We start from the raw sequence: 24,197 nt of genomic DNA on the forward strand, positions 1-24,197 counted from the left end.
CTACCTCCTTGCTAGATAAAACGTGCGATTCCTCTGGCTTGCCTTTTTGTAGCTAAAGAAATAAGGGTTTGCTTGTCATCTTCAGACAAATAACTGTCTTCCCATGTAAAAGCCCTTCCTTCCTCGCTATCTGCCTTAGCGCCTTCAGAATTCAGCTTGTTAAATCGTTTGATAGCCACATCACGGACGATGTATGCTGCATTGTTTGGAATTTCCGTAATTGATGTTTCAGAGTAGCGATTGACAAAGGCAAGGATGCGCTCAACGCTTTCTTTGATGGTCAAATTCAGCAAGTCATCCTGCGCAGTATCGCTTACCCCTTTTAATAATTTGATTTCTTTCAAAATCTCATTTGTATCAATCGCCGTCATTTACTAACCTCCAGGTACTGGTGCTGGTTTTTCGATAGTAGTCTCTACGACACCTTGTGGGATTTCTGCAAAGAGTACGTTAGCACCGAAGAATACAGATTCATAAGTGAGGTTTTTCAAAGCACGGTCGCGAGCAACTGCAATCAAACCAGTTTCATCTGTAAAGTCCGCGAACAATCCACCTAGATCTCCAGAAGCTACATTCAAGTTAGCAAACACAAGGTTCTCGATTGCTGTTGTGTAGATTTTACCTTCTGGTACGCCGTTCATGACGATGACGTTTTGCATACCCAAGAAATTCTTGAGCAAAGTCATACCGAATACATTAGAAGCATCAGCGCCTACACCAGCGTTTCCAAGATATTCAGCAGCATCAGTCGGACTCACAAAAGTAACGATTGGAGATCCTTCAAATTCGTTGAAAGTTGCGATTTTTGCCCATGCTTGAGCAAGCGCACCTTGCAAGCCTTTACCCTTGTTCTTTGTCGGGTTAGCTTTTAGGAAAGTGAAGAATTGTTCTTTAATACCATTTTGGATTTCGCGCATCAAACGTGTATCAGCTTCTGTAATAGCGATAGATGCTCCATGACGAGCAATTGCTTCTGCAGATACAGAACGACGTTTCTTGAACCACGCTACTTCGTAAGCGTCTGCTTTAGCGCGTACCATTTGAGAAAGTGGAATGTCTTCCCCTTCGCCCGGATTTGTCGCGTTTACGTCAGCAGTCCATTTGTAAGTCTGGATCTTGAGATCGCTTGTAAGTTCTTGACGACGTGTGACGCCCAAAAGTGTCAACAAGTCGTTGATATTTTTAGAAAACTTGTTAACAAAATCAATAGACTTAATTTCGCCCAAGTTAGCCATAGTAGTTAGTTTTTGTTCAGCCATATTCTAGCCCTTTCTAAAAAGATTAATATTTTCAGCAATCGCAGCCTGACGTTTGTCAGTGTCTTCAATTGCCATAATTTGTTCTTTCGTGATTCCTGTAGTAGTACCACGACGTGGCGCACTTTGAACCAATCGTTCGTTTACGCGCTTTTCAACTTCACTATCAAATACATCACGTAAAGCCGTGATTTTAGCCTTTACTTCTTCAGCAGTTGGAGCTAACACATGATTCAAAAACTCTTGTGGTAATCCTTCGTCTGCCAAGAGTGATTGTGTCGCTAGTTTCATCTCACGTTCAGCTATATCCTGTTCGCGCTTTTCCAATTCAGCGATTCGTTTCGCTTCTTCTTCTCTAGCGCGTTCATCTTTTGTTAGTTTGGCTAGTCGTTCACCTTCACTTTTAGCTTGTTCAAGAGCTGTAGCTTGTTCAGCTTCCCACTTTGTACGTTCAGCAGCTAACATCTTGCCCATTTCAGCACGGGTAAAAGTACGTCCATGCTTATCGCTATCTGCATTTGACTCTACATCTACTGCTTTCTCGTTCTGAGTGTCGACGGTCTCAGTTTGATCCACAGTTGTAGTAGTTCCGTTGATTTCTTCTGACATAATTGTCCTCCAGCGATTACGTCGCCACTCGATAGTCTCGTTTTACGTCCGGCGACGAAACAGTACAGCTTTTAGTGTCTTCAGTAAAGTTTGGACAATACAAAAACCGCATCGAATCCGACACGGTTTATAGTTTTTTATAGCAATCTATAGCAGTTTATCCCGTTTTTTCAGGCACGGCATTCTTTTCAATCCAGCTTTTGAAATCATCGAAAGTATCCATTTTTTTCAAAGCTAGATAGTTCTCGATTTTTTCAATAGCTTTCTGAACCGATTCATCATTAAAACAGTAACCATTTATTGATAAATCAAAGATTTTACTACCATTTTCTTTATCAACAATCCATAACTCGTTGCCAGTCCAGCCACTTAGCGAGTCGTGGCATTTTTTAGATTGTATTTCAAAATGATTATCTTCGATCAATCCAATCAGCTTTTTGTATTTGTTCATCTCGTTCTTTCCTGCTTCTAGCTAGAGCATTTCTAGCACCTTCAAGTAATCCAGCTAATACGATATAGCTAATAGCTAATAATATAATCAGTACGATAACGCCCGCTGTAATAGATACTAAATTCCAAATAAACATTTTATCTCCTTTCTGAGCATAAGAAAAGCACCTAGATTATTCTAAGTGCTTAAGTCACGCTGCTACTATTTTCCCGATATATGCAAAGGCTTCGTTTTCCGAAATCTCTTTAAAATCAGTGAAGTCGTTGAAAAAGATTTTATTAAACCAGTCAATACTGTCAACCCACTTTTTTTCGATATCAAAAACTTGCATGACACCATCAATTAAACGAAGCGTTTGAGGATTGTCCGTTGTTGTTTGATAGTATTTAATGTTTTCCATATCACTTCACCCTTTCTATATTTCTAGGAATATCGAGTCCCTTGTTCAAATCAAGCATTTTCTTAAATAATTTCATGCGTTCTTGATTAGACGTGCTTGCATCACGATATTTTTCGTAAAGCTCATGCAATGGACCATTTTTCAACTCAAAACTTTCCTGAGTATGATACTGCATCTCAAAGTTGATGCCATCCTTTTCAAGGACTGTATTCACGCCTTTGTACGGCCCATTCATCAGCCAAGTATTCTTTACTTTTACAATTTTATACCCGCCTTCAATGAGACGTTGGGTCATCTCCTGGTACTCTTTCTCAAAAGTATCAGGATTGAAAATAGTTGTATATCGCAAAGCGTCGTTAATTTTACCTGCAGCTTTTGATAAACTTATATTTTCAATCTGACTATCTGTTTTGATTTTACGAGCTAACGACTCAGCTGTTTTCTTTCGGAATTCAAGACCTACCAGTTCGTTTTTACCCGCAATACGTTGCATATCGCTTGTAACCTTTGGTTCTATTTTTGAAATTCGATCCAAAAGTTGCTCACTGTAGTACTCAGCTGTTCCATCTCTCTTACTTAGATTATACACCTCATCCGGATTATTTTCAACACTTCCATTCAATTCTTTCTCATCTGGTATCACACCAGACCGGCAATTAAAATGAAAAGGCGGAGCGTTTACTCCTGCCTGCATTTCATCAATCAGATATCGCTTGTCCTCTGCGTGAATTCTTTTGCATATTTCAGTCGTCCGATTGTCCAAATGAACCAAAATCCGATAGTATTTCAGCCCTGCATCTTTGTAGCGCTGGATAGCGGATCGATTGACAATCATCGTTCCGTCGGTCCGAACGAGTGTTTCAGCTCGACTGTTCGCTACTTTGTACTTCTGTGCCAAATCACGCGCCATTGTTCGAGGGTGATCGCCACGGACGAAACCAGCCTTCAGAACTTTTTTTAAATCCTTGACAAGATTGTCTGTATTGCCCCACAATTGCTGACTATAGTTATAACCGTTAAACGGAGTTTTCACCAACTCTTTTAGTGCTGGTTCGTTGATTGTACCAGTCCGACCGCTCATAGACTTTTTATAACTCATGAGAGCCATTTTCTGCAAATAACTTTCAAACTTATCAGCAATAAGACCTCTTGCGATCCCGGCACGAAAGAGCATGTCCAGTTGCAAAGACTCTAATCTTGTAGCGCGTGCAGTTGCATACTGTTCGTTCAACCTTTTAAGCAATTCTGGGTCTTTCTCAGCTTGCTCACGATACTTTCTGGCATTCTCCCGATAATCTGACAGGTCAGTGCCTTTCAAGCGCTGTAACGCTTCCTGATAGCTCATAGAACCATTTTCAGAATACTTGCTGACAAAGTCATAAAAGGCTTTTTGCATTTCATTAGCTTGCTCTTGATAGATCTTATTTAATTCAGCAAAAAAATCAATATCTTTTCGGTCTAAGTATCGGAAAATTTCATCTGAACGACCTGACCAGTAATCAAGATGGTTTTGGTTCGGCTTCTTGCTCATCATCGACCACCTCATCTACTGGATCTAGCCGTTGTTCAGGCTGTTCTAGGGCTTCTTGCTCTTTCAAACGTTTCAGCTCATCTGCAGCATCTACACCCGTAACTTGATTCAGTAATTCAAAAATAGTTTGATCACTGACAATTCCGTACAAGGATTTAATCATCTCAACAATTTCTTTTTCGTTCTGCGGGATATTAGGTTTAAATACTACTGAAGTTTCATTGATTAACTCATAAGCTGTACTTTCATTCCCTTGGATTGCCCAGATATTTACAGCTAATCGCAAGCGACGCATAAGACCAGCTTCGAATAGGTCTTCTTGTTGCTCCCTGTAGTTATCGCTAGCCATGAGCTTGTACTTCATCGACTCGCCAGATTGCGTACCTGAGAAATTGTTATCAAGCGTGTCAGGTGTAAATGTAAAACGCAAAATATCATTCACGAGTCGTTGCTTGTATGCTTCTGCGCCTTTGCTATCATAAGACTTGATTAAATAGCCGGCGTCTGGATTGGCTCCACCCGGATTAGGATTGTCATCCAAGATGAGGACTTGTGCTTTCTTGTAAGCTTGCGACACATACAATCGACCGTTTGGATTGATTCGTCCATCTTCCAAAAAGTCATTCTCTTCTGCGCCTGTATACGGATTGCCTTTGATCATCAAGATAGCATCGTTGCTATTTTGCTGGAAATTAGCAAGTTCAGACTGTGATAAGTCGTAAGCATCTATGTTATCCAGCACAGATTCGTAAGAGCCTAAACGCTCCTCGTTATTGCTGTACTCATTGACTGGCACAGCTTTGAAGTAATGCTCTTGCTCATCTTTGAGCGCCATTTTATCGCTATTCGTAGACTTCCACTCGTAGCTGTAGATGCGATCTGCAGTATAAACTTTAATAATCGTCTTACGCTTGCTGTCACCATAGTCAACATCGTAGTAGTTTACGGCCATTAGTGAGTTCTGCTCATAAGTATCGTCATAAATAACAAAAGTCTGCTCTGGACTAAGTTTGTACAATTTAACCCACGCCTTGCTATCGCGCTCTGTGACTGTCAAAAGCTCATAAGCACGGCCATAAACACACAAATCTTTCTTGATGGAGGAGTTGTGCTTCTTCTCGTTGTTTTTGGCTGAAAAATCCTTGATATGTTCAAGGATTGCTTTGTTTTCATTCTTATACTCGACCGGATTCCCCAGCATATACCCTTGCTCAAAAATGGTAATGTACTTAGCAAAGTCGCTGGAAATGCGATTATCTGCCGCAGTTTCGTCCGTTTTAGCAGGTCTATACTTAATATTGTTATCACCTTTGTAATATCGTTTCAGCTCTTTCAGCCTTGGCTGCTGCTCTGCTTTGTGACGATTCACATAGCGTTTTAACTGCTCAATCCAATTATCAGAACCATATTCGATAGCTTCAAAATCCTCAAACATCATCATAAAATGCTCGTTTGATCTACTGTCGAAGCGCGTGCCTTTTAAAAATTTAACTTCCAACTTTACCTCCTGAAATAATAAGACGCGTTCTTCATACGGTCTTGTGTTGATTTTCTTTCGATGTGATATTTTTCCAAAGCATATCTGATCGCATCAATTACGTGGTTATTCGCGTCTATTGGCTCGTTCAACCAATTGCCGTCTTTATCTTGCTTATAGATATAAGTATCAAATTCCTCTATCGTCTTCTCACAAGACGGGTGGATATAGATTTTAAATTGCTTCATAAAGTCTATACCAGCGTTGATTGAGCCTTTTCCCTTTACAGATGCTTGTATTCTTCTCACACCCTTAGACCTCAACTCTGCTATCAAACGTTGCTCTGCGCTGTCTGCCGTGATTTCAGCGTTTAGCATATCGTTTTTAGCAATCATCTGGTAAATATCTTCTGTGGTCATAGCATGCTCGTAATGTTCTGCATATATCCACAACTCTTTTTTGTTTAGATCGACCGCAAGACGAGGAAAAGTAGTCGGGTCGTGTGTAAAACCAAAGTCAAGACCTGCAGTCGTTTCTCCCACTCGTTTGATTGTGTCCTGTATATCAAAATCTCGGACGCTATAATTCTCGAATACCAGCCCCTCAGCCACGCCCCACTCACCATCACAAACAATTCTCGCACGTCTAGGGTTCGTTTGGTATAGATCCTCATATCGTTTAATATCGACTTCATCCAGCCATTCATTGCAACGATAAGTGGTCGTGAGCGACAGCGTATCCGCTCGCTGCGTCTCTTTATCAAAAAAGACACGTTTGAGCCAGTGCCTTTCGTTCCACGGGTTAAACGTGATTGTGATTTGTTTAAAAAAGTCAGGCGCGTCTAAGCTACCACGGATTGATTCAACTACTGTACTAAACTTGTCTTCACTTTCGATTTGATAAGCTTCTTCAAACCAAGCCCAGCAGAGAATCCCTACATCTACCGTGATAGATGTGATTTTAAGTTCATCATCTAAACCACGGAAAAGAATTTTCTGCCCTGTCTCTTTGACTGTGATTTCAGGCAGGGACTCGTTGAATTTAAACTTATGAGCGACTTTAAGTTGGTTAGCAGCCCACTTAAAATCTGTATAAGTTGATTGCTTGTTCGTATTCGAGTATCTACGCACTACAAGCAAGTTAGCCCAAGGATATTTCAAGATGCGCGTGATAAAGTTCAGTGCTGTCGTCTTCGATTTCTTTGAACCGCGCGAACCTTTCACAACGCGGTAGAAATTTCGTGAGCGCCAAAATTGGCCATAGCCACCACCAACTGTCTTGGGCAAATCAACTACGATGTCATTCTGTTTAATCTGGTATGTCGGACTCATTCGCAAACACCACCGTTCCAGTTACATCAACTTCAACCTTATCCGTCCAAAGTCTGTGACGTTTACCCAAAAGCTCAGCGGCTTTGATTCTGTCCTTGGCACCTACGTCTATATCTATGATTTCTTGGCCGAGCTCACCGATACTGCATAGAGTTTGTTCTTGCGTTTCTCCACGCATCACAGAGGTTAGATAGCTAAGCACCTCTTCCTGCGTTGCAATCTTCTTAGACGCAAGCTGTTCCAATCGCTCATCTATATAGATCTTTATTGCAGTGTTTTGTAGTAACTTAGAAGCATTCGTATTTGCATACTTAGAACTATATCCTGCCTTAATAGCAGATTTCGTCGCATTCCCACTGATGATGTACTCGTCAGCGAATCTCTGTTGTTTTAAAGTTAATTTAGCGATTTTCCATCACCACCTTATTTTTTTGTAACAAAAAAGACGCATGTATGCGCCTTTTTCTAGGAGTCCTCATGAAAATCGTTTCGTTTTCACTTTTTCGACAATACCATAATATCACTTTAGGAATTCCAAAGAGTTCCATTAGTTCCATTTTTTTTAGAAAGTTTTTTTAAAGCACTATCTCTAGCTCTGTGTATCGTCCCACGTCCGCATCGCAATCGGACTTGGATTTCATTCCACGAAAGCCCATCAATATACAGTAGCCGCATGATAATATTTTCAACTGGATCGTCCAGCGATTCAATCGCTTGTACCAGCTCATCCCGCTCCTGATAAAGTTCTTGAATTTCTCGATAGAGCTGTTCTGACTTATCGATAATCAGCACGTTCAATTCTTCAGAGCGATTAGACGGACTTTCTGCTTTCGGCATATTGTCGAATTGTTGTCCTCGTAAAATTCCAGACTTTAAGCTGATAATTTCTTGGTGTTTTGATTTTGCTTTGATGTCGATGTACTGCAAGGCCTTTAATCGTTGTTTGATATTGATCGTCAATCGCTCACCTCCAAAAGTCCCTTGTTTTCGTAGATGTTGCCGATGATTTCCTCTGCCTCCGTCCAAGCATATCCTTCGTTCAATCCTTTCAGATACACTGCTGGCATTCCGCCTATGAATGTACCACCATATTCTTTTTCTAAATACACTTCATGGGGACATCCTCTTGTACATTTAACGATGTCACCGATAAATACTTCCTTACCGTTCTTGTCTTTCAATCCTGTTGACTCCATGAGGATGACATCTTCTCCGTTTCGCTTATCTTCGAATTTTAACGGGACAGATGTAGAACCATCGCTAAATTTCCCTACGACTTCCTTTCTGATAAATGAAATCATCAGTATTTCGTCAATCATTTCTTCTGCTAACACATACCACGCTCTAAATTTCGGAATCATCTTGCACCTCCTATGAAATTATTAGCAACATTTCGTGCCTCAGTATCAATTAACTTATGTCTGTATTTTAACAATGGATTCATGAGGTCATTTCTCACAGCAGGCTTCAAAATGATTTCATTTGTTCCCAAAAATCTTTTACCGTCGATTTTGATTTTGATGTCATAACCGTTAGCGATATATTCAAGGTCATCTTTAGACAGGGAGATTTCAAATCTACTCATTCTTCCACCTCCTCAATCTCAATTCCTGGGCAATCAAACACCCAGCCAAAACCAGCATCTTCAAGCTCTTTTCGAGTGAATTTTGTAGCTAGTCCACCCATCGAGAAAAATAGTTTTTTTCCAAAACGTTATAGTATAGCGGTTGTATTGTCGTTTTCATCACTACTGTATACCGCTTCTCCTTCTCAACTTCGTAGCCTAAAATCCATGCACGAGCGAAGGTCGCTTGGTTATTTTCAGTTTCTAAAAATTCTTTTAGTTTTGAAAAATCTTTTTGATTTGCGTAGTTGTAAAAATATACATCGCCAACAATCAAGGCGTGTTGCAAATCAACGTGAGTAAATTTACAATACTCAATCCAATCCGCTACAAATTCCGGGATTTTGACTTTTTGGGGTTCGTCTAGTTGACTTACTAGCTCCAAAAGTCCTTTTCTACTGATTTTAATCGTATCTACGATAAGTCCCTTACTGTAAGGCAAATCCTCGATATGTTTTATCAATTCCTGTTTCTTCATCTTCCTGCTCCTTCCGCTTGTTTTTCTAGCCAGCTAAAGAGCAGGCCGAACTGCTCCGTCACCAGCTCATCATCATTGTATTGCTTGCAAATTTCTCCGATTGACGACACCACCCATAACCAATAGACATCCGAGCCGAAACCGACTTCTTGACTCTTTTGATTGCTGCACGCCATCCATTCTGGAATAACTCTGCTAAAGAAATCAATATAATTGATTTTCATGATAATTCCTCAATCTTGATATAGATCCCGACTCTATCCGCCCAGAACTTTTCGACAATCTCGCTGGCCACTTGTGCATCATCTTGCCAGTAGCCAAGTTTCGTCATGCAATCCTTGAGCAACTTCTGCAGATTGTCCGTATCTGGCTTTGTGGTCTTGTACTGACCATCGTAGCTTTTTTTGATACGCGGGAAGCACCACTTAACCGTCAGACGAATTGCTCCTTTAAATTTATCAGGAGGGACATGCTGCGCAAGCAAGCTCTCAAATTTCGCTCTAGCTTTTTTTAGATCCTCTGGCTCATAAAATATCGGCTTCCCAAATTGCACGTTTACCTTTTTTTGTTGGTGAGTCGTTGTCGGTATTTTTTTCATTGGTAAAAAGAATTCAATAAACATTTTTAAAAATACACTTCCTTTCTTTTTTTAAATTTCGCTTTTAGTCCATGACCCTTGTATATGACAGGGTGCGTTTTAAGCAACCCTGTCTATACAGGTATGGACATGATGGACGACAGGACATTATCTATATATATAATATATAGTTGCTTGTCGCACGACACGACCGTATTTTGTGGTTCTGTCGCGACAACGACACAACCGTATTTTTATAGTGTTGTCGTTGTTAAGGCACGACCAGAATTTTACAGTTCTGTCGCATTTTCTTTATTTAAAATAGTGAGCGTATTTTTATCGAGCCAATATTTTTTTGATGTTTTTAACCGTCTTTCGACAGTTTTTATAGACACTCCTAAATATTCAGCTACGTCTTCTTTTGAGGGTGGCTCGCCAAAATTTGCATTTTCGATAGCTTCGTCAAACTCTTTCAGCTTTTGCTTTTTATCTTCCTTCGCATTCTTTTTGCGAGTTTCTTTAGCTTTCATCCACCCTGGCTTATCGTCGTCCAGTTTAATATCTGCCAGTACACCTGATTCATCAAGCGCGTGTACTGGATAGCTGAACCACATATTGACTGGCTTAAACTTGGCAAACTCTCGAAGCGTGCCCTCGACTCGCCACGCAGTCGCTATCTGGATCTTGTTGCGGACTTCTTCGAGCTTGTCTACATACGGCGCCCGAGCCATCACGTCAGGAATACCCTTTTCAAAATGCGTCCGCATCTGCGCAGGGCTCAAGAGGTCATCCAGTCCGACATTCTGCTGGTAATAGGTATTGTTTCGCTCTTGCAAAGCCTGTTTGTAAACTTCGCACGCTGCCTGATTCAGTCTTTGAGTAAGCAATTCCTCTGACACTTCTAGCTCTACTAAGTCGATAAGTGCGTCAGGATCCCGAGCAAATACACCCGAACCACTGGCACGGTCCATGGACTTCTTGCCACCTTGAGAACCTTTAGAGTGGTGGTGACAGTAGATAACACTAGAGCCTAACTCTGTGGCCACCTTATCGAATTGATTGGTGAAGTGCGCCATCTGGTCTGCGCTATTCTCGTCACCAGTAAGCACCTTGTAAATCGGGTCAATGATGACTGCGATGTAATTCTTCTTCAAAGCTCGACGAATAAGTTTAGGTGCTAGCTTGTCCATCGGGACGGTCTTTCCACGAAGATTCCAAATATCGATATTCTGGATATTCTGCGGTGCCAACCCCATAGCCTGATAGACATCACGGAAGCGATGCAGGGCAGACGGTCTGTCTAGCTCCAAATTGACATAGAGGACACGCCCCTGCGTACAATCCCAGCCTAGCCACTTCTTGCCCTCTGCAATTGCGATTGACATCTCAATCAAAGCGAATGACTTACCAGCTTTAGACGGACCAGCAATCAGCATCTTGTGGCCTTGACGAAGGACACCTTTTATCAACTCAGGAGCCAATTCTGGCAAGTTATCCCAGCTGTCGGCCAATCCTTCAGGATCAGGTAAATCATCGTTCAAGTCTTCGATGTACTGATACCATTCGTCCCAATCGGCCTTACCGATGTTTGTGTCTACTAAGAATTGCTTCTGGCCATTGCGGACAAAGCCCGGCATGCGTGATAAGCGACTTGGGTTGCGGTTTTGGGTATCAACTACGATACCGTTTTTTTGGCAGACCTTGTAAAGATAATCAACGCGGTTCCGATACTCTTCATAATTCTTGGCATCTACTTTGACGATAGCATGTAGCGACTTATTCCCGCTGTGGACTAAGGCTGCAATCGGTAGCTCCAGCTCTTTATAAATGGCGTTTTGCTTGTCGATTGGCATGTTGTCGGATTCCACCAGCGCATAGCGAAAATCTGTCACATTTTCATTTTTGGCACCTTTTCCGTCCATCGGATTGAAACGAATCCATGCTCCGGCTTCTTCCTTGTAGTCACCGAGGACTCTTCCAATATCGCCGTCGCACTGGCTCAGCTCTTTAATGAGCTGACCAGCTGTCCGGTCATAGGCCCCCTTGGTAGGTAGCCATTTCTCAATCTCGCCTGTTTCGTCGTCTGTTTTCGGATAACACTCGGTCACATAACCGACATTTTCGCTAGCTTCAAAGAGCGTTTCAAGGTATTTGATGATTTCCTGTACCGGATTCCAGACAGTCGGCTCGTGGATTTCCTTGCCTTCTATCCAATTCTTGTCGATGACTCGATAATCGCGGTCTATGGTATCGTTCCAGTCCAATTCATGCGCGTTCTCGCTATCGTAGCTAGACTGCGACACCCAGCCGCCCTCTTTTGCTAGCTGCGTGATGGTTGCTCCTGTGACGACCGTTCCTGCTTCTTCGTTAAATGTGTCCCATTTTTTGAAGCATTCAAATTTCTTATACCGACTATCATTTTGCGACCAGTTATCCCAATCAGACGCCGTGTAGCCCTCGTGTTTCAAGGCCATGCCCACATTTACCCATGTCTGGTAGTCTACCGTGGCAGGATTGATGTAATCCAGCAACGGCAACAAATTAAAATCATTCTCTGCCACTGTTTTCTCCTTTTTTAATTTGGTACATATTCAGCTGGTCGCACGCCTGCTGGCAATCTCCAGCCGTTTGCAGCAATGCGATCAATCATATTTCTGGCTTGGTCAAATTGCCACATCCCAACATCTTTGAAGCCACGGCCTTCCAGGAACCGAATCTGTTTCGGTGTCGTCAAGCCTTCTGATTGTCGTTTGTGCAATCTGTCTAGCAAGAGATTGGCCTTGCCTGCATTTCCTATTTCGTCAGTAAAGATACCGTACTTCTCAAGCGCTTTCAACTGCTTGTCACTAGCAGGCGCCATTTCCCATCCAAAATTGGGCACATAGTTCGACAAGTCTTCAGCATGGATGGACATCTCAAATTGCAACGGATCCACAAGTTTGCGTTTACGCTTGCGCATTTCTTCCAGCTGTTTAGCCAACGCCTCCTCGCGTTGAGCGACCACATCTTCTGTCGCCTTGACTTCCATATCTTCAAGGTCAAGCATAACACCCGTCTGTTCTTCCATATTCTCAACCATTTTCTGAGCAACTTCTGGAGTCTCACAGATTAAATGAGCTGGTCGACATAACTCGTGGCGTTCTGTATGCCAGAGGAAGTCGAGCAAGAGCAGTTCTTCTTTTCCCGGATGCAAACGAGTCCCACGTCCTACCATCTGGCTATACAGCGCCCGCACTTTAGTAGGTCGCAATACAACTACGCAATCCACTGACGGACAGTCCCAACCTTCAGTCAATAACATAGAATTACAAAGCACGTTGTAACGGTCTTTCTCAAAGTCTTCTAAAACCTCCGCACGGTCCTTGGACTCTCCATTGACCTCAGCAGCGCGAAAGCCTTTTGCGTTTAGAATATCTCGAAACTTCTGCGAGGTCTTTACTAGTGGCAAAAATACGACTGTCTTGCGGTCTGCACATTGCTTGACCATTTCGTCTGCTATCTGCTCCAGATATGGATCTAGTGCCGTTCCGACATCGCTCGCTTTGAAATCTCCAGCTGACATGCTAACATTTGATAAGTCTAAGCTAAGCGGAATTGTCAACGCCTTGATTTTTGATAGATACCCTTCTTTGATAGCCTGTACTAGTGAATACTCGTAAGCTAAGCTATCGAAGTAAGAGCCGAGGTTCTTCATATCTCCACGGTCTGGGGTCGCTGTTACCCCGAGGACATTGGACTGTTCGAAGTATCCAAGGACGCGCTGATAACCATCTGAGATAGCGTGATGGGCTTCATCGACTACAATCGTATCGAACCAGTCAGGAGGAAATTGACTAAGTCGCTTCTTCCTCTGCATAGTTTGGACAGATCCGACGACTACTCGATACCAGGAGCCGATAGAGGTATTCTCTGCTTTCTCTAAAGCCGTGCCAAGCCCTGTCGCAGTCTTGAGCTTATCGCTAGCCTGCTCTAAAAGCTCCGACCTATGAGCAAGGACAAGCACGCGCTTGCCCTCTTTCACTTGGTCTTCGATGATTTTGGAAAAGACTATCGTCTTCCCGCATCCTGTAGGCAATACTAAGAGAGTGCGCTTGCGACCTTTAGCCCATTCAGCCTGTACAGCTTCCCGCGCTTCCTGTTGATAAGGTCTTAATTGCATCCCTTACCTCCTAGAATTGCCCGGCTTGGTATCCAGCCTGTGGTGGTTGTTGCGCAAAGTTTGGCTGCTGAGGTTGTTGATAACTTGGTTGTGTAGTTTGTCCTTGCGGTTGCTGGTTCAACACTTTTGTATAATCCACATCTTCAGGATAGAGCATGGATTTAACTTCGTTGTAATTATTCCCGTTATATTGTCGGGTTCCGACTTTACACACTCCAGTCGCACCGATGATGGCATTCCAGTTCATGCGAAGTGGTTCACCTTTTTTCTTTTGGCCAATTGCAGCAAAGAAAGCAGATAGCATTCCTTCGGTTGAGCTGTGTAAGAATAGGTTGTGGCGCAGTTCAGTTTCACCTTCATTTGCTACGATTTTGATGCTGACGATAGCCTTGTTACATGCTGGCAATTTGCCGGGATTTTGTGGATTCGGCGTGTGACGTGTACGTTCCATGCCTACGACTGTAAAATAGTACAATCCGTCAGGCAAGAGGACGAAATCCGAATCTTTTTCAATCGTGTCTTCCCAACCAATTTCGTGATCAAAGTTATTGTATTGTTGTGTCATGTTGATTTCTCCTTTAAGCTAAAATAGTAATTTTTTTGTTGCTAGCAAGTTCATTTTTTAAATAATTTTCGATGCTTTCGACGGCTTCTAATTTCCATTTTCCCCCATCTGCTTCAAAGAGCGCAAGGCTCGCCGATTTGTTGATGCGGAAGACGAATTGACTAGCAGGCTGCTCTACTTCGTTGAAAGTACGATATGGTCGCAAGGTTACTGGATTTGGAGTTTTAGCTTGTGCTAGGCTTGCTACACCATCGCGAACTGTCGCTATTTGACTTATGCCATTATCTTGCACTTCTGCGCCTTTTTCGATTTTTAAATGACTAGCAAAATCCAAAACCAAATTGCGGTCTGCATCATTGATGAACATAGACTGAAGCATAATATTGAATTCTTCCTGATCGCGCCAATAGCTAAAAGGAATAACTGGAACAGTTGCTTTTACAGATACGAGCTGAGGACGTTTGCCATTTTCAAAATCAACTTGATCATATACAGATACCTTTTGGAAACTGTCCACGACAACTACAAGTTTACGATCACTGATGAAATCGTTATCTGATTTGAGGTAGTCAACTAGACTTTTGAGTGTCTGAAGCTCAAGGATAGGTGCGTACTTACGAGGGTTAAGTTCCTGTAAGTCATATTCATCGCTGTCAAAATATTCCTTCCCAGTTTCTGAACGAACGATTTTATTTTCTTTACCCGCTAGTTCGACTGCGTAAGATAATGCTTCTTTGAGATTTTCTGTCATGGTTAGTTACCTGCTTTCTTTTGATTGTAATCAATGATTTTAGATTTTTCCTGTTGTTCCACTTTTTCGATTAGTTCGCCAGTGTCGGTCCGCATGTCCCCGTTGTCATCGAAGTAAGTCTGACCAGGGATCCCACTCTTGAGCTCATTTGCGTGAATTTTACCAGTATCGTCACGACCGACAATGACAGTTGTTGCAACGCCTTTTTGCGGTGCCAGAGTTGATTTGACTTCCATGCCTGTTTTAACGACAGTACGCTCATCGTCCGTTGACATCGTTAGTGTGATAGTGACCTTGCGAGTCGCCTTAGCTTCTGTATTGAGGTCCAAAATGTTCTCAAGAACTTTCTCAAGTTCTTTGTCAACCTTTTCTTGTAAGGCTGTATTTGCGATTTTCGACAAATCGATTTTAATAGTTTTATCTTTCATAGATACTCCTTGTTATATTTCGCTATGATTTCTTATTCCCAGAATTTACATCGTGAAGGGCAAATCTGGCTCAGCTCGCACTTGATTTTGGATGACTTCCATAGTGGCCTGCCAGTGCGCCACAATCATATCCCAATAATCAGGAGGGAAGTTTTCGATTGGTGTGCCCAGCGGGAAATGACCGCGTATGTATGCGACTTTTTGAAGTTCTTCTTCTGTCACGTTTTCCTGCTTCATGAGGTCCGTCAGACCAGTGGGCAGGCTCGCGTGATATTGCGCTGGCTGCGTTGGTTCAGCTTGAGTTTGTGGCTCCTCAGGGGCGCTATTTTGCGGTTTAGCTGCTACTTGTGTCATGTCAATTGGCAATTCCGTTTGTGTCGGCTGTGGTTGCGGCGTAGCTTGCTGAGGCGCTGGAGCGACTGCCTGCGGTTGTGCCTGTTGCGCCTGAACTTGTTGGCCTGCAAAGATATGAGCAATTCCTGCGTAATAGAACGGCATTTCATCAGGCAATCCATGACGATTCTTGGCATCCCAAGCAGGGCGATGGTTAGTGTACATCACGCGCTCGCCACCCTGCGCCTTCTTTTTTCCGTTCTCGGCTGTCATGACCAAAGTCTTGTAATTGGCAAATAGAACCATATCTGCCCATTCTTTTACGAGCGGAGCAGTCTTAGAGCCTGTCTTTTGACCAAGTTTCAACTCGTAACGGTCATAAGATCCCATTTCGTCTGGTTGTTCAAATTTCTTGATTTGAGCGTGCGCAGTCAATACAACGTTGATTCCCATATCAACCAAGTCAGAAAGACTATTCAAGAAACGCCCCATTTCTTCTTGGACATAGGTATAACCTTTGCCCCAGCCGAAATCTTCAATTCCTTTCTTTCCATGCTGTGCGCAGACATCAGCTACTGCCATGGATTCCGCCCAGTCAATCGTATCAATGACCAAGGTTCCGCACTCAGTCGGATTTGCTTTGATAAAAGCAATCTCATTGATGAGCATAGTCCAACTTGTCGGCTTATCTAATCGTGCTACGTCCATGTTATCTGTCGAGCCTTCTGTGTCGATAAATACTGGGTTTGGAAATTCAGCAGCAAACGTAGACTTGCCAATTCCTTCAGGACCATAGATAACTACCTTTTGAGCTCGTGCCCGTTTTCCTCTAGTGATTTGCATGTTTTAAAATCCTCCTTGCCAAGTTGGTGCGACTGTTTCAGCGTGTCCTTGTTGAGCGGCGCTTGCAAATTCTACCGGTTTAACACTATACCCGTCTTCAATCAGGATGCTACATTCGTCTCCTGTTGATACCCGTGTTGCAATTGCTTGCAATCCTTCTTGTTCAAGCCATGCGCCAAATTCTTGCAAAGTCTGCTGATCCATTTGCTCCAGCTTGTCAATGAGCACAAATCCACATTCTGGCTTCAATTTACGCACGATAGCAGTCGCTACTTGAAGTTGTTGACTACCAGACATGTTATCCCATCGTTGGCCAAGGTAGAGCAATTCTCCATCATCCACGGATAAGCCCGGCAGCGGTAAGTCTGCATTTGTTAGCAAGTCTGTCTTTTGCTTGCGGATGTCAGCGATTACATTGTCCAGCTCTTTGTATTGCTCGCGATAGTCTTTCGCGTCTTCTTCCGCCTTGTCTTTGTCAAAATTCGCTCGAACTTTGAGGTTGATTTGCTCGATATTCGCGATACTGTCTTCAATCTCTTGCGTTGATTCATCTATCAACTCTTGCGTGTCTTTGCGTGCAATATCAAGGTCCTGCGCTAGCCCTTGCTCTTTCTCTCGAGCTTCTTCTAGCATTTTGCTAAGTCGTTCGACGTCTGCAAGCGCCCCTTGATATTCGTTTTCGATTCTTGTTAAATTTTGACGTTTACGAGCATTCTCGCCATTCCGCCCTAAAATTTCTTGTTGCTGTTGGATAAGTTCAGAGATAGATACCAGCTCTTTCGGCGCATCTGGATAGTACGGTTGCTCTTTCGCAAACTTCTCTTTTTGGTCAGCAATCACACCAATTGCATGGCGCTCATCATATTTGGCCTTTTCCTGCATTTCCAGCTCAGCCAATTGCGGACCAACTCCGATGATTTGCAGCAATGTCTTAGCTTTTTCTTTGCTGGTTTGCTCCATAAATTTTGGCAAGTTGATAGCCAACTCCTCTACAAAGCTGTCCAGCAAGTTTTGACCTGCTTTGTTCCCACTTGGGTCAATGACTTTGAGAGTGCTGTTCTTACCGCTACGTTCTACAATCAGACCATTTGATAGCGTGATTTTTAGGCTAGGCGGGATTGTACTGCCTTCACGTTGTGCTTGGCTAGGTTTGTACTTGTTACCACCCAACGCCCAAGCAATCGCGTCTAGCACGCTTGTTTTGCCTTGGCTGTTATTACCACCGACGATTGTCAAGCCAGTCGCTGACGGCTCTAACTTGACAGCCTTCACGCGCTTGACGTTTTCAATTTCGAGTTTATTGATTGTAACCATTGCTACTCTCCAATCTTCATCTTTTTGTTTCGCAGGGCTAATTCTTGCTCAAACATTTCTAAGCGATATTTCGCGCTGCGATAGTAATTGTTTTTTTCTTTCAAGCGATTGATGATCGCTGTGCTAATTGTCATGTTTGTTACTAGCAGGCCAACGCTGACCAGTAAGCCAATTCCTAATATCATTTCAATGTTCATGTTTTCTTACCCTCCCGGAAAATCTGCTTTTCCTGTCTTCTTCCAGTACTCAAATTCGTAGTACATATTGTTAAATTTATCGACCGTTACTTCCTGTCGCCGATTTGTATCGGCCTGCACTCGGATGCTATCGCGATTGTCCTTGATCTGTTCCTGCAGCTCACGGATTTGCTGGTTTTGCTTATCGATAATCTGCACACCAGCGATGGCCAATAGCACGATTGCAACGACTACCAGGATGGTCAATCTTTTAAGGTCTTTCAGACTCATTTATCTTCACCCCACGAAATCCCACGAAATTTTAAAATAGATGCCTGCTGGCGTTTTTTCTTTGCTGCCAGAGTAACCGGCCAGCCAGTACTGTGTAATTGTTTTTGCAATAACGTCATCCAGATTAAAATAGTGTTTTCTTACACCTTTAGTCACAGTATTTCTGATCTCGTTGTGGGTGAATTTGATACTAACTCCGCCTGCGTTCGCTTCTTCTCTGATCCAGCTATTGATAACTCTTATTGTCTCTGAAGCTGCGATTCGACCGATTTGTTCACGCGCTTCAGCAGTTAATTGCTTTGCTGTTTTTACTTTTATAATTTCACTCATTTTTTATCCTTTCTTAAACGTTAGCTCAGCTAGCCCGTTCTTCAAATTTGATGTTTTTCAACATCTCGTCGAGCGTCTCTTTCTTGCTTCTGTAGCGATTGCGAGATTTCCATTTCACAAAAAGACGAAATCCCTCGTAATTGATAAAGACAATCTTGTGTGTTGGGTTGTCTATGTATCTGCTAAAGTCTGGGTGTTCTCTCATTTCTCTCGCCCAGACCTTGGCTGTGCTAGGAGTCAAACCTTCCCAAATTTGACAAAGATGCTCATAGTCACCAGCTTCCGCTTTTTCGGATTGATTAGCGGGTCTGTAAACCAATTCAGCTTTTGGCATAGCTTTTCCTCTCTTTCTGTGCTATAATTTGATTAGTATTTTTGATTAGCGCCTGACTTTGTTAGGTGCTTTTTTTGTTTACTCAATGCTGTAATCTGCAATTACTCGCAAGATAAACTTATTTGCAGCAGGTCCTTTAGTCGAACCATTCAAGATATTCGTAACTTCCTGTCGCTTATAACCATAAGCCGTTGCCAAATCACGCTTCTTGATGTTGTGTTGCTTTAAATACTCAGAAACCTTCTTTCGACCATTGTCAATATCTGGCATGCACTCACCTCCTATCTAAATTCATCCAAGCTGACTTCCAGTGCATCAGCAATTTTGCACATATTTGACCAAGACATCTCTTTCAATCGACCCGCTTTCAAGTTGGAAAAGTTTGATTGATGGATACCTGATTCTTTGGCCAACTTGTACATTGACCATCCTTTGAGTTTTAGCTGATATTCAATTTTATTCCACATATGCAACACTATATATTGTGTCCAAACAATATATTACCTCCTTTTTGATACAATATATTGACTTTTAAAAGTATTTAAGTTATAATGTATTCTGACTAAAACGATTTAATAAGACCTTTCTAACTCCTTATGAAAATCGCAAGTCAAATAATTAAGAAAGGAGGATTGCTTATGGCGAAAAATACCAAGCAGACTTCTGCTAAAGTTGCCACCAAAGCAAGCAAGGCTCTTAGAGATGGACGCTCTTCTGCCCGTACTAAGTCTATTGCTGGTTCGGCACTTTCACAGACTCGTAAAAAGTAAAACGATATAGTCTGTATTCAAGATATAACTTTTCCCTCTTTCAGAAACTTTTATAAGATTCTGGTCTGGGAAAAGCTTTTTTATTTCTTCAGGTACTTCTTGAATATCGCACTCCCCGAAAGAAATTTCTGAGTCTATCGTTGTAATTCCGCCTATTTTCATACTCACGCGCCTCCTTTCTTCATAAAAAAATGCCCTATCAAATTGATAGAGCATGTGATACGATAAGAACGGCACTTCTACACCGCCTACGAAGGGAGGTGAGATAGCCTATGATGGAACTAATCCTTAAAACTATCATCGGACCGATTGTGGTCGGTGTCGTTCTTCGTTTAGCTGATAAATGGCTGAACAAAGATAGATAGTGTCAAAAAAGACCCCAAGCTTATTTGGTCGTGAGCTTGGGATCTTTTCTAGTCCATGATATAGAACTAATCCTTAATTCCCCTATATTATCTCACATGCTCTATACAATTGTCAAGGAACTTGTAAACAAGAAACAACTAAAATTTTAACTATTTTTTGTGTTATTGCTTGACTTTTTACAATCTATTGTTTAGAATAAAAGCATGATAAAAACACCAATAAATTTATAAATACCGTTCGCCAAAACATTTTTATAATTTATTTCTTAGTTGTTTTTTTAGTTGTTTCTCACTTACAAAAACTATTGTAAACTATTGATTGTGTTTTGTCAATAATTTTACACACAAAAGTTTAAATATTTTTTGTCGTGCCTTTAGAAAGGTTGATAAATCAATGTTTTCTTTATTTGAAAAAATTAAAGAACTTTGCCAAATGCGAGGAATTTCTATAAATTCACTCGAAGAAACACTTGGGTATAGTAGAAATACAATCTATAGCATGAAAAGTAAAAAACCAAATGCCGAAAGATTACAAGAAATCGCCGACTATTTCCATGTGTCAACCGACTACCTGCTCGGTCGCACAGATAACCCAGCAATAGCAAACGACGACACAATCGCAGGCTACACGTCTGACGACTTGCGAAAGATGGCAGAGAATGCCAAGACGTTCGATGGTAAGCCACTCACAGAAGAGGATATCGACGCTATCCAAAATATCATTGAGATTTATTTGAGAGGTAGATAGCCTATGACTATTGAAGAGCTTGTAGATTCGCACGGCGTTACTCTCGCTTACTTTGATAACGAGCTTTGGCACAGACCAGGCATCTACGTCAAAGATATCAATATTATCTTTATAAATCGTGAGTTGTCTGAGAACGCCAAAAAACGCGTCATATACCACGAATTAGGACATCTGGATCATTCTGCTGAGCTTTACCAAAATAATCACACTAGATGCGAAAATGAAGCGAATAGGCACATGATCCATAAACTACTCGAAGAAGAGCTTGCAGCATCAGATGACCACAAGTCTTTTAACTACTTACATTTTATGCAAAAGCATAAATTAAAGACAGTAACAGACGAATTGATGGTCATCGACGAATATTACGAATTGATAGGATGAAAATATGGACTTCAAAAAGATAAGCGACCTAGCAAAAACTGCAGTCGATAAGACCGCAGAAGGTATAAGTAAAGCTAACGATATGAGAAAAAAGGCAGCACTAGAAACAAAAATAACTTTGCCAGCAAGCAATCAGTTCTCTAGTCCTACTACTGTCCGAAAAACGGTTGATGGCCAATACTACATTGGTATGTACTCAGAAGAACCTGTGCTTTACGAATTTGAAAACTTCAATTTTTCTGGCTCTACAATTATCGAACGTACAACTACTACAGGAAAAACCAAGCAAAAAGGGCGTGCTGGCAGCGTTCTCCTTGGAGGAGCGATTGGTGCTGCAATAAACCCAGTTGGAGCGGTTGTTGGAGCCATGGCTGGTGGAGCTAGAGGAAAAAAAGGAACCATCAATTCTACATCGGTTACTACCCAAGAAGAAAAACCGGGCGCGGCTTCTATTTCTCTTAGAAACATTATTACTAGCGAGATAAAAACTATTTCAACGAAGCTAACTCAAGCGCAAGCAAACAACGTCGAAAGATTTTTTGAATAAAACAAAAAAATCCCTGCGCTCAGAAGTTATGATCCAGGAAGAATTTAAGAAAATAGTAGGAATGTAAAAAAATGGAAATATTAAAAAATACTTTATCGCTAATCGTTTTAGTTTCAGCAGCTGGCATTTGGTATTTTGTTAAAAAACGCCCGAACGCCAAATATAGAAATATTTCAATCGCTGTTCTGATAAGCTGTGCTCTTGTTATCGGGACTTTCTTCCGAGAAAACAAAACAAATACTGAGCTTACAAAACCGGCTACAACACAAACCACCTCGTCTTCTTCGTCTAAGAATTCAGTAAGCAAGGAAAACTCAAAAGAAAATAAAGTTAGTGAATCTAAAAGTGAAGCAAGCTCATCTCAAGAAATAAAAAATGACGGTCCTGATTATACAGAGGAGTCTAATACACAATTTGCTAACCATTTAACTATTGAAATCAATAATCAATTAGCAGAGTCGGGTCATCAGGTTATAACTAAACCAGTAGGCAAAAATGTCATTTACTTGTATCTTCCTCAAGAGGTCAAATATTACTCGAAAGTTGAGATCCAACAAATTGCTGACAAACTGTACAAAATTAAAGAAAGCACTTTTAAAAATTGGGCAATAGAAAATGGCTATGATTTGAGTTTTGCTAACTCTCCTAATCTATATGTAAAAGCGGAAGATGACACAACACTCGCAGCAGAAAGTGGCATCATCAATAAATCAATGAAAGTCAAGATAAATAACTAACAAAAAAATCCCCACGCTCTCAAAACTTTGGCGAGTCTGAGCGTGAGGCAATCATGTATAGTAAAAGGCATTAAAAAGCCCTCTTTACTATACCCATTTTATCAAAAAGTGAGGTAAAAATCAATGTGGATGGAAGAACTTACAAACGGAAAATATAAGTTTTTTGAACGCTACAAAGATCCCTACACTGAAAAGTGGAAAAGGGTATCTGTGACGCTCGACTCAGGTTCAGCAAGAGCCAAAAAAGAAGCTCAAAAGCAACTGGATGAAAAAATTTCTCAAAAATTACAGAGCCTATCCACTACTGATATGCTTTTTGAGGCTGTTCTTGACGATTGGTGGGAATTGCATAAAAAGTCAATCAAAGCTTCTACTGAAAAAACTATGATCTATGCTGTCAGTGAAGTAAAAGAAAGTTTTGCTCCAGGGGTCAAAATTAAAAATATCACTGCTAAGTACGCACAACAGTATTTTACAGATTCAGAGGACAATCATATCAAATTAAAAAAGCACAAATCGGTTTTAAGTATGGTGTTCAAATACGCTCAAGATTTAGAGTTGATTGATACCAATCCAATTCAACGGGTAAGACTTCCTAAAAAAGTCGTCACATATGAAACTATGGAACGGATAGAAAACAAGTTTCTTGAGCAGAATGAGCTAAAAAGACTTTTAAAAGCCATGAGAGAATACAATAGAGGATATCACGTTGCTCGCATGGCTGAATTTATGGCACTGAATGGGTGTCGAGTCGGTGAGGCTGGTGCTTTAAAGTTTGAAAACTATGATAAAAAAAATCGTACCATCACTATCAATGGCACTTTAGACCCAACACGAAAGGGTTCAGAGGGCGTCAAGACTACACCAAAAACCTTGTCATCTATCAGGGTAGTTGATTTAACCAATAAAGAAATTGAGATTATAGAAGAATTTATTGAGCTACACGAGTTAAGAAAGAATACTAACCCAAACTATAAAGATATGGGCTTCATATTTGTTTCCTCTAATGGTATCCCTATCCATAAGTCTAGTATCGGTAAGTTGATGAAGAATGCTAATGCCACGCTAAAGAAACCAATAAATAAACCATTGCACCCTCACATACTACGACATACTCTTATCAGTACACTTGCAGAAAATAATATTCCGTTAAAAGCCATTACTCAGAGAGTAGGTCATAAAGATAACGGAAAGACCACAATGGAAATCTATACTCACGTAACTAAGAACATCAAGTCAAAAGTTGTTGATGTCTTAGATAAACTTTACAAATAGCTTGCCCCTTTTTTGCCCCTTCTCTAACAAAAAGAAAAACCGCTAGTCCTAAGAATAGCGGTTTAATAATGTTTTTAAGCTACTAATGTAGTTACTCTATTATTTAAGAGTAA

The 24,197-nt window shown here is 41.4% G+C and carries 36 protein-coding genes and 1 pseudogene; 7 read left to right on the plus strand and 30 right to left on the minus strand.

The window, feature by feature from the left end:
- Positions 1 to 11: 11 nt before the first annotated feature.
- From D8791_RS09290 to D8791_RS09425, 29 genes and pseudogenes are all read right to left on the minus strand, one after another.
- On the minus strand, positions 12 to 362 hold the full coding sequence (locus D8791_RS09290; protein ID WP_125447554.1) for a phage head-tail connector protein: 351 nt from the start codon (positions 360 to 362) through the stop codon (positions 12 to 14).
- 12 nt (positions 363 to 374) lie between these two features.
- Positions 375 to 1,259 carry a phage major capsid protein gene (locus D8791_RS09295; protein WP_125447498.1) on the minus strand — a complete coding sequence of 295 codons (885 nt, stop codon included), beginning with the start codon at positions 1,257 to 1,259 and terminating at the stop codon, positions 375 to 377.
- Between the two features lie 3 nt (positions 1,260 to 1,262).
- Positions 1,263 to 1,865: a DUF4355 domain-containing protein gene (locus tag D8791_RS09300; RefSeq protein ID WP_061585339.1), complete on the minus strand. Its 603-nt coding sequence runs from the start codon at positions 1,863 to 1,865 to the stop codon at positions 1,263 to 1,265.
- A 157-nt stretch (positions 1,866 to 2,022) separates the two neighbouring features.
- Positions 2,023 to 2,316 (minus strand): hypothetical protein, encoded by a 294-nt coding sequence (locus tag D8791_RS09305; RefSeq protein ID WP_125447500.1) that lies wholly within the window; start codon positions 2,314 to 2,316, stop codon positions 2,023 to 2,025.
- On the minus strand, positions 2,276 to 2,452 hold the full coding sequence (locus D8791_RS10325) for a hypothetical protein (protein WP_185760578.1): 177 nt from the start codon (positions 2,450 to 2,452) through the stop codon (positions 2,276 to 2,278). Before D8791_RS10325 ends, D8791_RS09305 begins: the two co-directional genes overlap by 41 nt.
- A 54-nt stretch (positions 2,453 to 2,506) precedes the next feature.
- A complete protein-coding gene (locus D8791_RS09310; RefSeq protein WP_125397418.1) occupies positions 2,507 to 2,716 on the minus strand; it encodes a hypothetical protein in 210 nt (69 codons plus the stop codon).
- 1 nt (position 2,717) lies between these two features.
- Entirely contained in the window at positions 2,718 to 4,247 is a 1,530-nt protein-coding gene (locus D8791_RS09315; RefSeq protein ID WP_376739481.1) for a minor capsid protein, read from the minus strand.
- Complete coding sequence (locus tag D8791_RS09320; protein WP_125447556.1) at positions 4,216 to 5,685, minus strand: phage portal protein; 1,470 nt, start codon at positions 5,683 to 5,685, stop codon at positions 4,216 to 4,218. Before D8791_RS09320 ends, D8791_RS09315 begins: the two co-directional genes overlap by 32 nt.
- Positions 5,686 to 5,747: 62 nt before the next feature.
- Complete coding sequence (locus D8791_RS09325) at positions 5,748 to 7,055, minus strand: PBSX family phage terminase large subunit (protein WP_185760579.1); 1,308 nt, start codon at positions 7,053 to 7,055, stop codon at positions 5,748 to 5,750.
- Positions 7,033 to 7,464 carry a terminase small subunit gene (locus D8791_RS09330; RefSeq protein ID WP_125447504.1) on the minus strand — a complete coding sequence of 144 codons (432 nt, stop codon included), beginning with the start codon at positions 7,462 to 7,464 and terminating at the stop codon, positions 7,033 to 7,035. Before D8791_RS09330 ends, D8791_RS09325 begins: the two co-directional genes overlap by 23 nt.
- A gap of 116 nt (positions 7,465 to 7,580) precedes the next feature.
- Positions 7,581 to 8,015 carry a DUF1492 domain-containing protein gene (locus tag D8791_RS09335; protein ID WP_125447506.1) on the minus strand — a complete coding sequence of 145 codons (435 nt, stop codon included), beginning with the start codon at positions 8,013 to 8,015 and terminating at the stop codon, positions 7,581 to 7,583.
- The gene (locus D8791_RS09340) at positions 8,012 to 8,416 is read right to left on the minus strand and encodes a YopX family phage-derived protein (protein WP_125447508.1); all 405 of its coding nucleotides are present in this window, start codon (positions 8,414 to 8,416) and stop codon (positions 8,012 to 8,014) included. Before D8791_RS09340 ends, D8791_RS09335 begins: the two co-directional genes overlap by 4 nt.
- Positions 8,413 to 8,640, minus strand: coding sequence for a hypothetical protein (locus tag D8791_RS09345; RefSeq protein WP_125447510.1), 228 nt, complete (start codon positions 8,638 to 8,640; stop codon positions 8,413 to 8,415). The genes D8791_RS09340 and D8791_RS09345 overlap by 4 nt, the downstream gene beginning before the upstream one ends.
- Positions 8,637 to 9,157: pseudogene (locus D8791_RS09350) on the minus strand (DUF1642 domain-containing protein). The gene D8791_RS09345 and the pseudogene D8791_RS09350 overlap by 4 nt, the downstream one beginning before the upstream one ends.
- Positions 9,154 to 9,381 (minus strand): hypothetical protein, encoded by a 228-nt coding sequence (locus D8791_RS09355; protein ID WP_125447512.1) that lies wholly within the window; start codon positions 9,379 to 9,381, stop codon positions 9,154 to 9,156. Before D8791_RS09355 ends, D8791_RS09350 begins: the two are co-directional and overlap by 4 nt.
- Positions 9,378 to 9,779 (minus strand): RusA family crossover junction endodeoxyribonuclease, encoded by a 402-nt coding sequence (locus tag D8791_RS09360; protein WP_125447514.1) that lies wholly within the window; start codon positions 9,777 to 9,779, stop codon positions 9,378 to 9,380. The genes D8791_RS09355 and D8791_RS09360 overlap by 4 nt, the downstream gene beginning before the upstream one ends.
- A gap of 245 nt (positions 9,780 to 10,024) precedes the next feature.
- The gene (locus tag D8791_RS09365) at positions 10,025 to 12,295 is read right to left on the minus strand and encodes an AAA family ATPase (protein ID WP_125447516.1); all 2,271 of its coding nucleotides are present in this window, start codon (positions 12,293 to 12,295) and stop codon (positions 10,025 to 10,027) included.
- 14 nt (positions 12,296 to 12,309) lie between these two features.
- Entirely contained in the window at positions 12,310 to 13,893 is a 1,584-nt protein-coding gene (locus tag D8791_RS09370) for a DEAD/DEAH box helicase (RefSeq protein ID WP_125447518.1), read from the minus strand.
- 10 nt (positions 13,894 to 13,903) lie between these two features.
- Positions 13,904 to 14,458: a hypothetical protein gene (locus D8791_RS09375; RefSeq protein ID WP_125447520.1), complete on the minus strand. Its 555-nt coding sequence runs from the start codon at positions 14,456 to 14,458 to the stop codon at positions 13,904 to 13,906.
- A 13-nt stretch (positions 14,459 to 14,471) separates the two neighbouring features.
- Positions 14,472 to 15,209, minus strand: a complete 738-nt coding sequence (locus D8791_RS09380) for a hypothetical protein (protein WP_125447522.1) — start codon at positions 15,207 to 15,209, stop codon at positions 14,472 to 14,474.
- Between the two features lie 2 nt (positions 15,210 to 15,211).
- Entirely contained in the window at positions 15,212 to 15,637 is a 426-nt protein-coding gene (locus D8791_RS09385; RefSeq protein WP_125447524.1) for a hypothetical protein, read from the minus strand.
- Positions 15,638 to 15,682: 45 nt separating this feature from the next.
- Complete coding sequence (locus D8791_RS09390; protein ID WP_125447526.1) at positions 15,683 to 16,813, minus strand: ATP-binding protein; 1,131 nt, start codon at positions 16,811 to 16,813, stop codon at positions 15,683 to 15,685.
- 3 nt (positions 16,814 to 16,816) lie between these two features.
- Positions 16,817 to 18,127 (minus strand): AAA family ATPase, encoded by a 1,311-nt coding sequence (locus D8791_RS09395; RefSeq protein ID WP_125447528.1) that lies wholly within the window; start codon positions 18,125 to 18,127, stop codon positions 16,817 to 16,819.
- 2 nt (positions 18,128 to 18,129) lie between these two features.
- A complete protein-coding gene (locus D8791_RS09400) occupies positions 18,130 to 18,324 on the minus strand; it encodes a hypothetical protein (RefSeq protein ID WP_125447530.1) in 195 nt (64 codons plus the stop codon).
- Between the two features lie 6 nt (positions 18,325 to 18,330).
- Positions 18,331 to 18,594, minus strand: a complete 264-nt coding sequence (locus D8791_RS09405) for a hypothetical protein (protein ID WP_125447532.1) — start codon at positions 18,592 to 18,594, stop codon at positions 18,331 to 18,333.
- Positions 18,595 to 18,600: 6 nt separating this feature from the next.
- Positions 18,601 to 18,924: a hypothetical protein gene (locus D8791_RS09410; protein WP_125447533.1), complete on the minus strand. Its 324-nt coding sequence runs from the start codon at positions 18,922 to 18,924 to the stop codon at positions 18,601 to 18,603.
- A gap of 25 nt (positions 18,925 to 18,949) precedes the next feature.
- Positions 18,950 to 19,258 carry an excisionase gene (locus D8791_RS09415; RefSeq protein WP_125447535.1) on the minus strand — a complete coding sequence of 103 codons (309 nt, stop codon included), beginning with the start codon at positions 19,256 to 19,258 and terminating at the stop codon, positions 18,950 to 18,952.
- Positions 19,259 to 19,336: 78 nt separating this feature from the next.
- Positions 19,337 to 19,528 carry a DNA-binding protein gene (locus tag D8791_RS09420; RefSeq protein WP_125447537.1) on the minus strand — a complete coding sequence of 64 codons (192 nt, stop codon included), beginning with the start codon at positions 19,526 to 19,528 and terminating at the stop codon, positions 19,337 to 19,339.
- An 11-nt stretch (positions 19,529 to 19,539) separates the two neighbouring features.
- Complete coding sequence (locus D8791_RS09425) at positions 19,540 to 19,725, minus strand: helix-turn-helix domain-containing protein (protein ID WP_125381583.1); 186 nt, start codon at positions 19,723 to 19,725, stop codon at positions 19,540 to 19,542.
- 171 nt (positions 19,726 to 19,896) lie between these two features.
- On the opposite strand from D8791_RS09425, the gene D8791_RS10660 reads away from it, so the two are divergent.
- Positions 19,897 to 20,028: a hypothetical protein gene (locus tag D8791_RS10660; protein ID WP_001107625.1), complete on the plus strand. Its 132-nt coding sequence runs from the start codon at positions 19,897 to 19,899 to the stop codon at positions 20,026 to 20,028.
- Here the strand turns inward: D8791_RS10660 and D8791_RS09430 are convergent.
- Positions 20,008 to 20,190: a hypothetical protein gene (locus tag D8791_RS09430; protein ID WP_125447538.1), complete on the minus strand. Its 183-nt coding sequence runs from the start codon at positions 20,188 to 20,190 to the stop codon at positions 20,008 to 20,010. The genes D8791_RS10660 and D8791_RS09430 overlap by 21 nt on opposite strands.
- Positions 20,191 to 20,300: 110 nt before the next feature.
- Between D8791_RS09430 and D8791_RS09435 the strand changes: the two genes are divergently transcribed.
- From D8791_RS09435 to D8791_RS09460, 6 genes are all read left to right on the plus strand, one after another.
- Positions 20,301 to 20,393, plus strand: coding sequence for a type I toxin-antitoxin system Fst family toxin (locus tag D8791_RS09435; RefSeq protein ID WP_125381578.1), 93 nt, complete (start codon positions 20,301 to 20,303; stop codon positions 20,391 to 20,393).
- A 394-nt stretch (positions 20,394 to 20,787) separates the two neighbouring features.
- Positions 20,788 to 21,141 (plus strand): helix-turn-helix domain-containing protein, encoded by a 354-nt coding sequence (locus tag D8791_RS09440; protein WP_125447540.1) that lies wholly within the window; start codon positions 20,788 to 20,790, stop codon positions 21,139 to 21,141.
- Positions 21,142 to 21,144: 3 nt separating this feature from the next.
- The gene (locus tag D8791_RS09445) at positions 21,145 to 21,525 is read left to right on the plus strand and encodes an ImmA/IrrE family metallo-endopeptidase (RefSeq protein WP_125447542.1); all 381 of its coding nucleotides are present in this window, start codon (positions 21,145 to 21,147) and stop codon (positions 21,523 to 21,525) included.
- 4 nt (positions 21,526 to 21,529) lie between these two features.
- Complete coding sequence (locus tag D8791_RS09450; protein WP_125447544.1) at positions 21,530 to 22,072, plus strand: hypothetical protein; 543 nt, start codon at positions 21,530 to 21,532, stop codon at positions 22,070 to 22,072.
- A 71-nt stretch (positions 22,073 to 22,143) separates the two neighbouring features.
- Positions 22,144 to 22,809 carry a DUF3290 family protein gene (locus D8791_RS09455; RefSeq protein WP_125447546.1) on the plus strand — a complete coding sequence of 222 codons (666 nt, stop codon included), beginning with the start codon at positions 22,144 to 22,146 and terminating at the stop codon, positions 22,807 to 22,809.
- Positions 22,810 to 22,938: 129 nt separating this feature from the next.
- Positions 22,939 to 24,084: a tyrosine-type recombinase/integrase gene (locus tag D8791_RS09460; protein ID WP_260473517.1), complete on the plus strand. Its 1,146-nt coding sequence runs from the start codon at positions 22,939 to 22,941 to the stop codon at positions 24,082 to 24,084.
- Positions 24,085 to 24,197 lie beyond the last annotated feature (113 nt).

Origin of the sequence: Streptococcus cristatus (assembly GCF_003943515.1) — a bacterium.
In the GTDB taxonomy this organism is placed as follows: domain Bacteria; phylum Bacillota; class Bacilli; order Lactobacillales; family Streptococcaceae; genus Streptococcus; species Streptococcus cristatus_D.

Coding starts and splice junctions, on each gene's coding strand:
- D8791_RS09445 (WP_125447542.1), top strand. CDS start 21,145: ATGACTATTGAAGAGCTTGTAGATTCGCACGGCGTTACTCTCGCTTAC.
- D8791_RS09380 (WP_125447522.1), bottom strand. CDS start 15,209: ATGACAGAAAATCTCAAAGAAGCATTATCTTACGCAGTCGAACTAGCG.
- D8791_RS10660 (WP_001107625.1), top strand. CDS start 19,897: ATGGCGAAAAATACCAAGCAGACTTCTGCTAAAGTTGCCACCAAAGCA.
- D8791_RS09300 (WP_061585339.1), bottom strand. CDS start 1,865: ATGTCAGAAGAAATCAACGGAACTACTACAACTGTGGATCAAACTGAG.
- D8791_RS09425 (WP_125381583.1), bottom strand. CDS start 19,725: ATGTGGAATAAAATTGAATATCAGCTAAAACTCAAAGGATGGTCAATG.
- D8791_RS09320 (WP_125447556.1), bottom strand. CDS start 5,685: ATGATGTTTGAGGATTTTGAAGCTATCGAATATGGTTCTGATAATTGG.
- D8791_RS09395 (WP_125447528.1), bottom strand. CDS start 18,127: ATGGTTACAATCAATAAACTCGAAATTGAAAACGTCAAGCGCGTGAAG.
- D8791_RS09385 (WP_125447524.1), bottom strand. CDS start 15,637: ATGAAAGATAAAACTATTAAAATCGATTTGTCGAAAATCGCAAATACA.
- D8791_RS09390 (WP_125447526.1), bottom strand. CDS start 16,813: ATGCAAATCACTAGAGGAAAACGGGCACGAGCTCAAAAGGTAGTTATC.
- D8791_RS09355 (WP_125447512.1), bottom strand. CDS start 9,381: ATGAAAATCAATTATATTGATTTCTTTAGCAGAGTTATTCCAGAATGG.
- D8791_RS09460 (WP_260473517.1), top strand. CDS start 22,939: ATGGAAGAACTTACAAACGGAAAATATAAGTTTTTTGAACGCTACAAA.
- D8791_RS09375 (WP_125447520.1), bottom strand. CDS start 14,458: ATGACACAACAATACAATAACTTTGATCACGAAATTGGTTGGGAAGAC.
- D8791_RS09415 (WP_125447535.1), bottom strand. CDS start 19,258: ATGCCAAAAGCTGAATTGGTTTACAGACCCGCTAATCAATCCGAAAAA.
- D8791_RS10325 (WP_185760578.1), bottom strand. CDS start 2,452: ATGTTTATTTGGAATTTAGTATCTATTACAGCGGGCGTTATCGTACTG.
- D8791_RS09420 (WP_125447537.1), bottom strand. CDS start 19,528: ATGCCAGATATTGACAATGGTCGAAAGAAGGTTTCTGAGTATTTAAAG.
- D8791_RS09410 (WP_125447533.1), bottom strand. CDS start 18,924: ATGAGTGAAATTATAAAAGTAAAAACAGCAAAGCAATTAACTGCTGAA.
- D8791_RS09315 (WP_376739481.1), bottom strand. CDS start 4,247: ATGAGCAAGAAGCCGAACCAAAACCATCTTGATTACTGGTCAGGTCGT.
- D8791_RS09370 (WP_125447518.1), bottom strand. CDS start 13,893: ATGCAATTAAGACCTTATCAACAGGAAGCGCGGGAAGCTGTACAGGCT.
- D8791_RS09345 (WP_125447510.1), bottom strand. CDS start 8,640: ATGAGTAGATTTGAAATCTCCCTGTCTAAAGATGACCTTGAATATATC.
- D8791_RS09405 (WP_125447532.1), bottom strand. CDS start 18,594: ATGAGTCTGAAAGACCTTAAAAGATTGACCATCCTGGTAGTCGTTGCA.
- D8791_RS09360 (WP_125447514.1), bottom strand. CDS start 9,779: ATGTTTATTGAATTCTTTTTACCAATGAAAAAAATACCGACAACGACT.
- D8791_RS09325 (WP_185760579.1), bottom strand. CDS start 7,055: ATGAGTCCGACATACCAGATTAAACAGAATGACATCGTAGTTGATTTG.
- D8791_RS09340 (WP_125447508.1), bottom strand. CDS start 8,416: ATGATTCCGAAATTTAGAGCGTGGTATGTGTTAGCAGAAGAAATGATT.
- D8791_RS09305 (WP_125447500.1), bottom strand. CDS start 2,316: ATGAACAAATACAAAAAGCTGATTGGATTGATCGAAGATAATCATTTT.
- D8791_RS09295 (WP_125447498.1), bottom strand. CDS start 1,259: ATGGCTGAACAAAAACTAACTACTATGGCTAACTTGGGCGAAATTAAG.
- D8791_RS09430 (WP_125447538.1), bottom strand. CDS start 20,190: ATGAAAATAGGCGGAATTACAACGATAGACTCAGAAATTTCTTTCGGG.
- D8791_RS09400 (WP_125447530.1), bottom strand. CDS start 18,324: ATGAACATTGAAATGATATTAGGAATTGGCTTACTGGTCAGCGTTGGC.
- D8791_RS09440 (WP_125447540.1), top strand. CDS start 20,788: ATGTTTTCTTTATTTGAAAAAATTAAAGAACTTTGCCAAATGCGAGGA.
- D8791_RS09455 (WP_125447546.1), top strand. CDS start 22,144: ATGGAAATATTAAAAAATACTTTATCGCTAATCGTTTTAGTTTCAGCA.
- D8791_RS09310 (WP_125397418.1), bottom strand. CDS start 2,716: ATGGAAAACATTAAATACTATCAAACAACAACGGACAATCCTCAAACG.
- D8791_RS09435 (WP_125381578.1), top strand. CDS start 20,301: ATGATGGAACTAATCCTTAAAACTATCATCGGACCGATTGTGGTCGGT.
- D8791_RS09450 (WP_125447544.1), top strand. CDS start 21,530: ATGGACTTCAAAAAGATAAGCGACCTAGCAAAAACTGCAGTCGATAAG.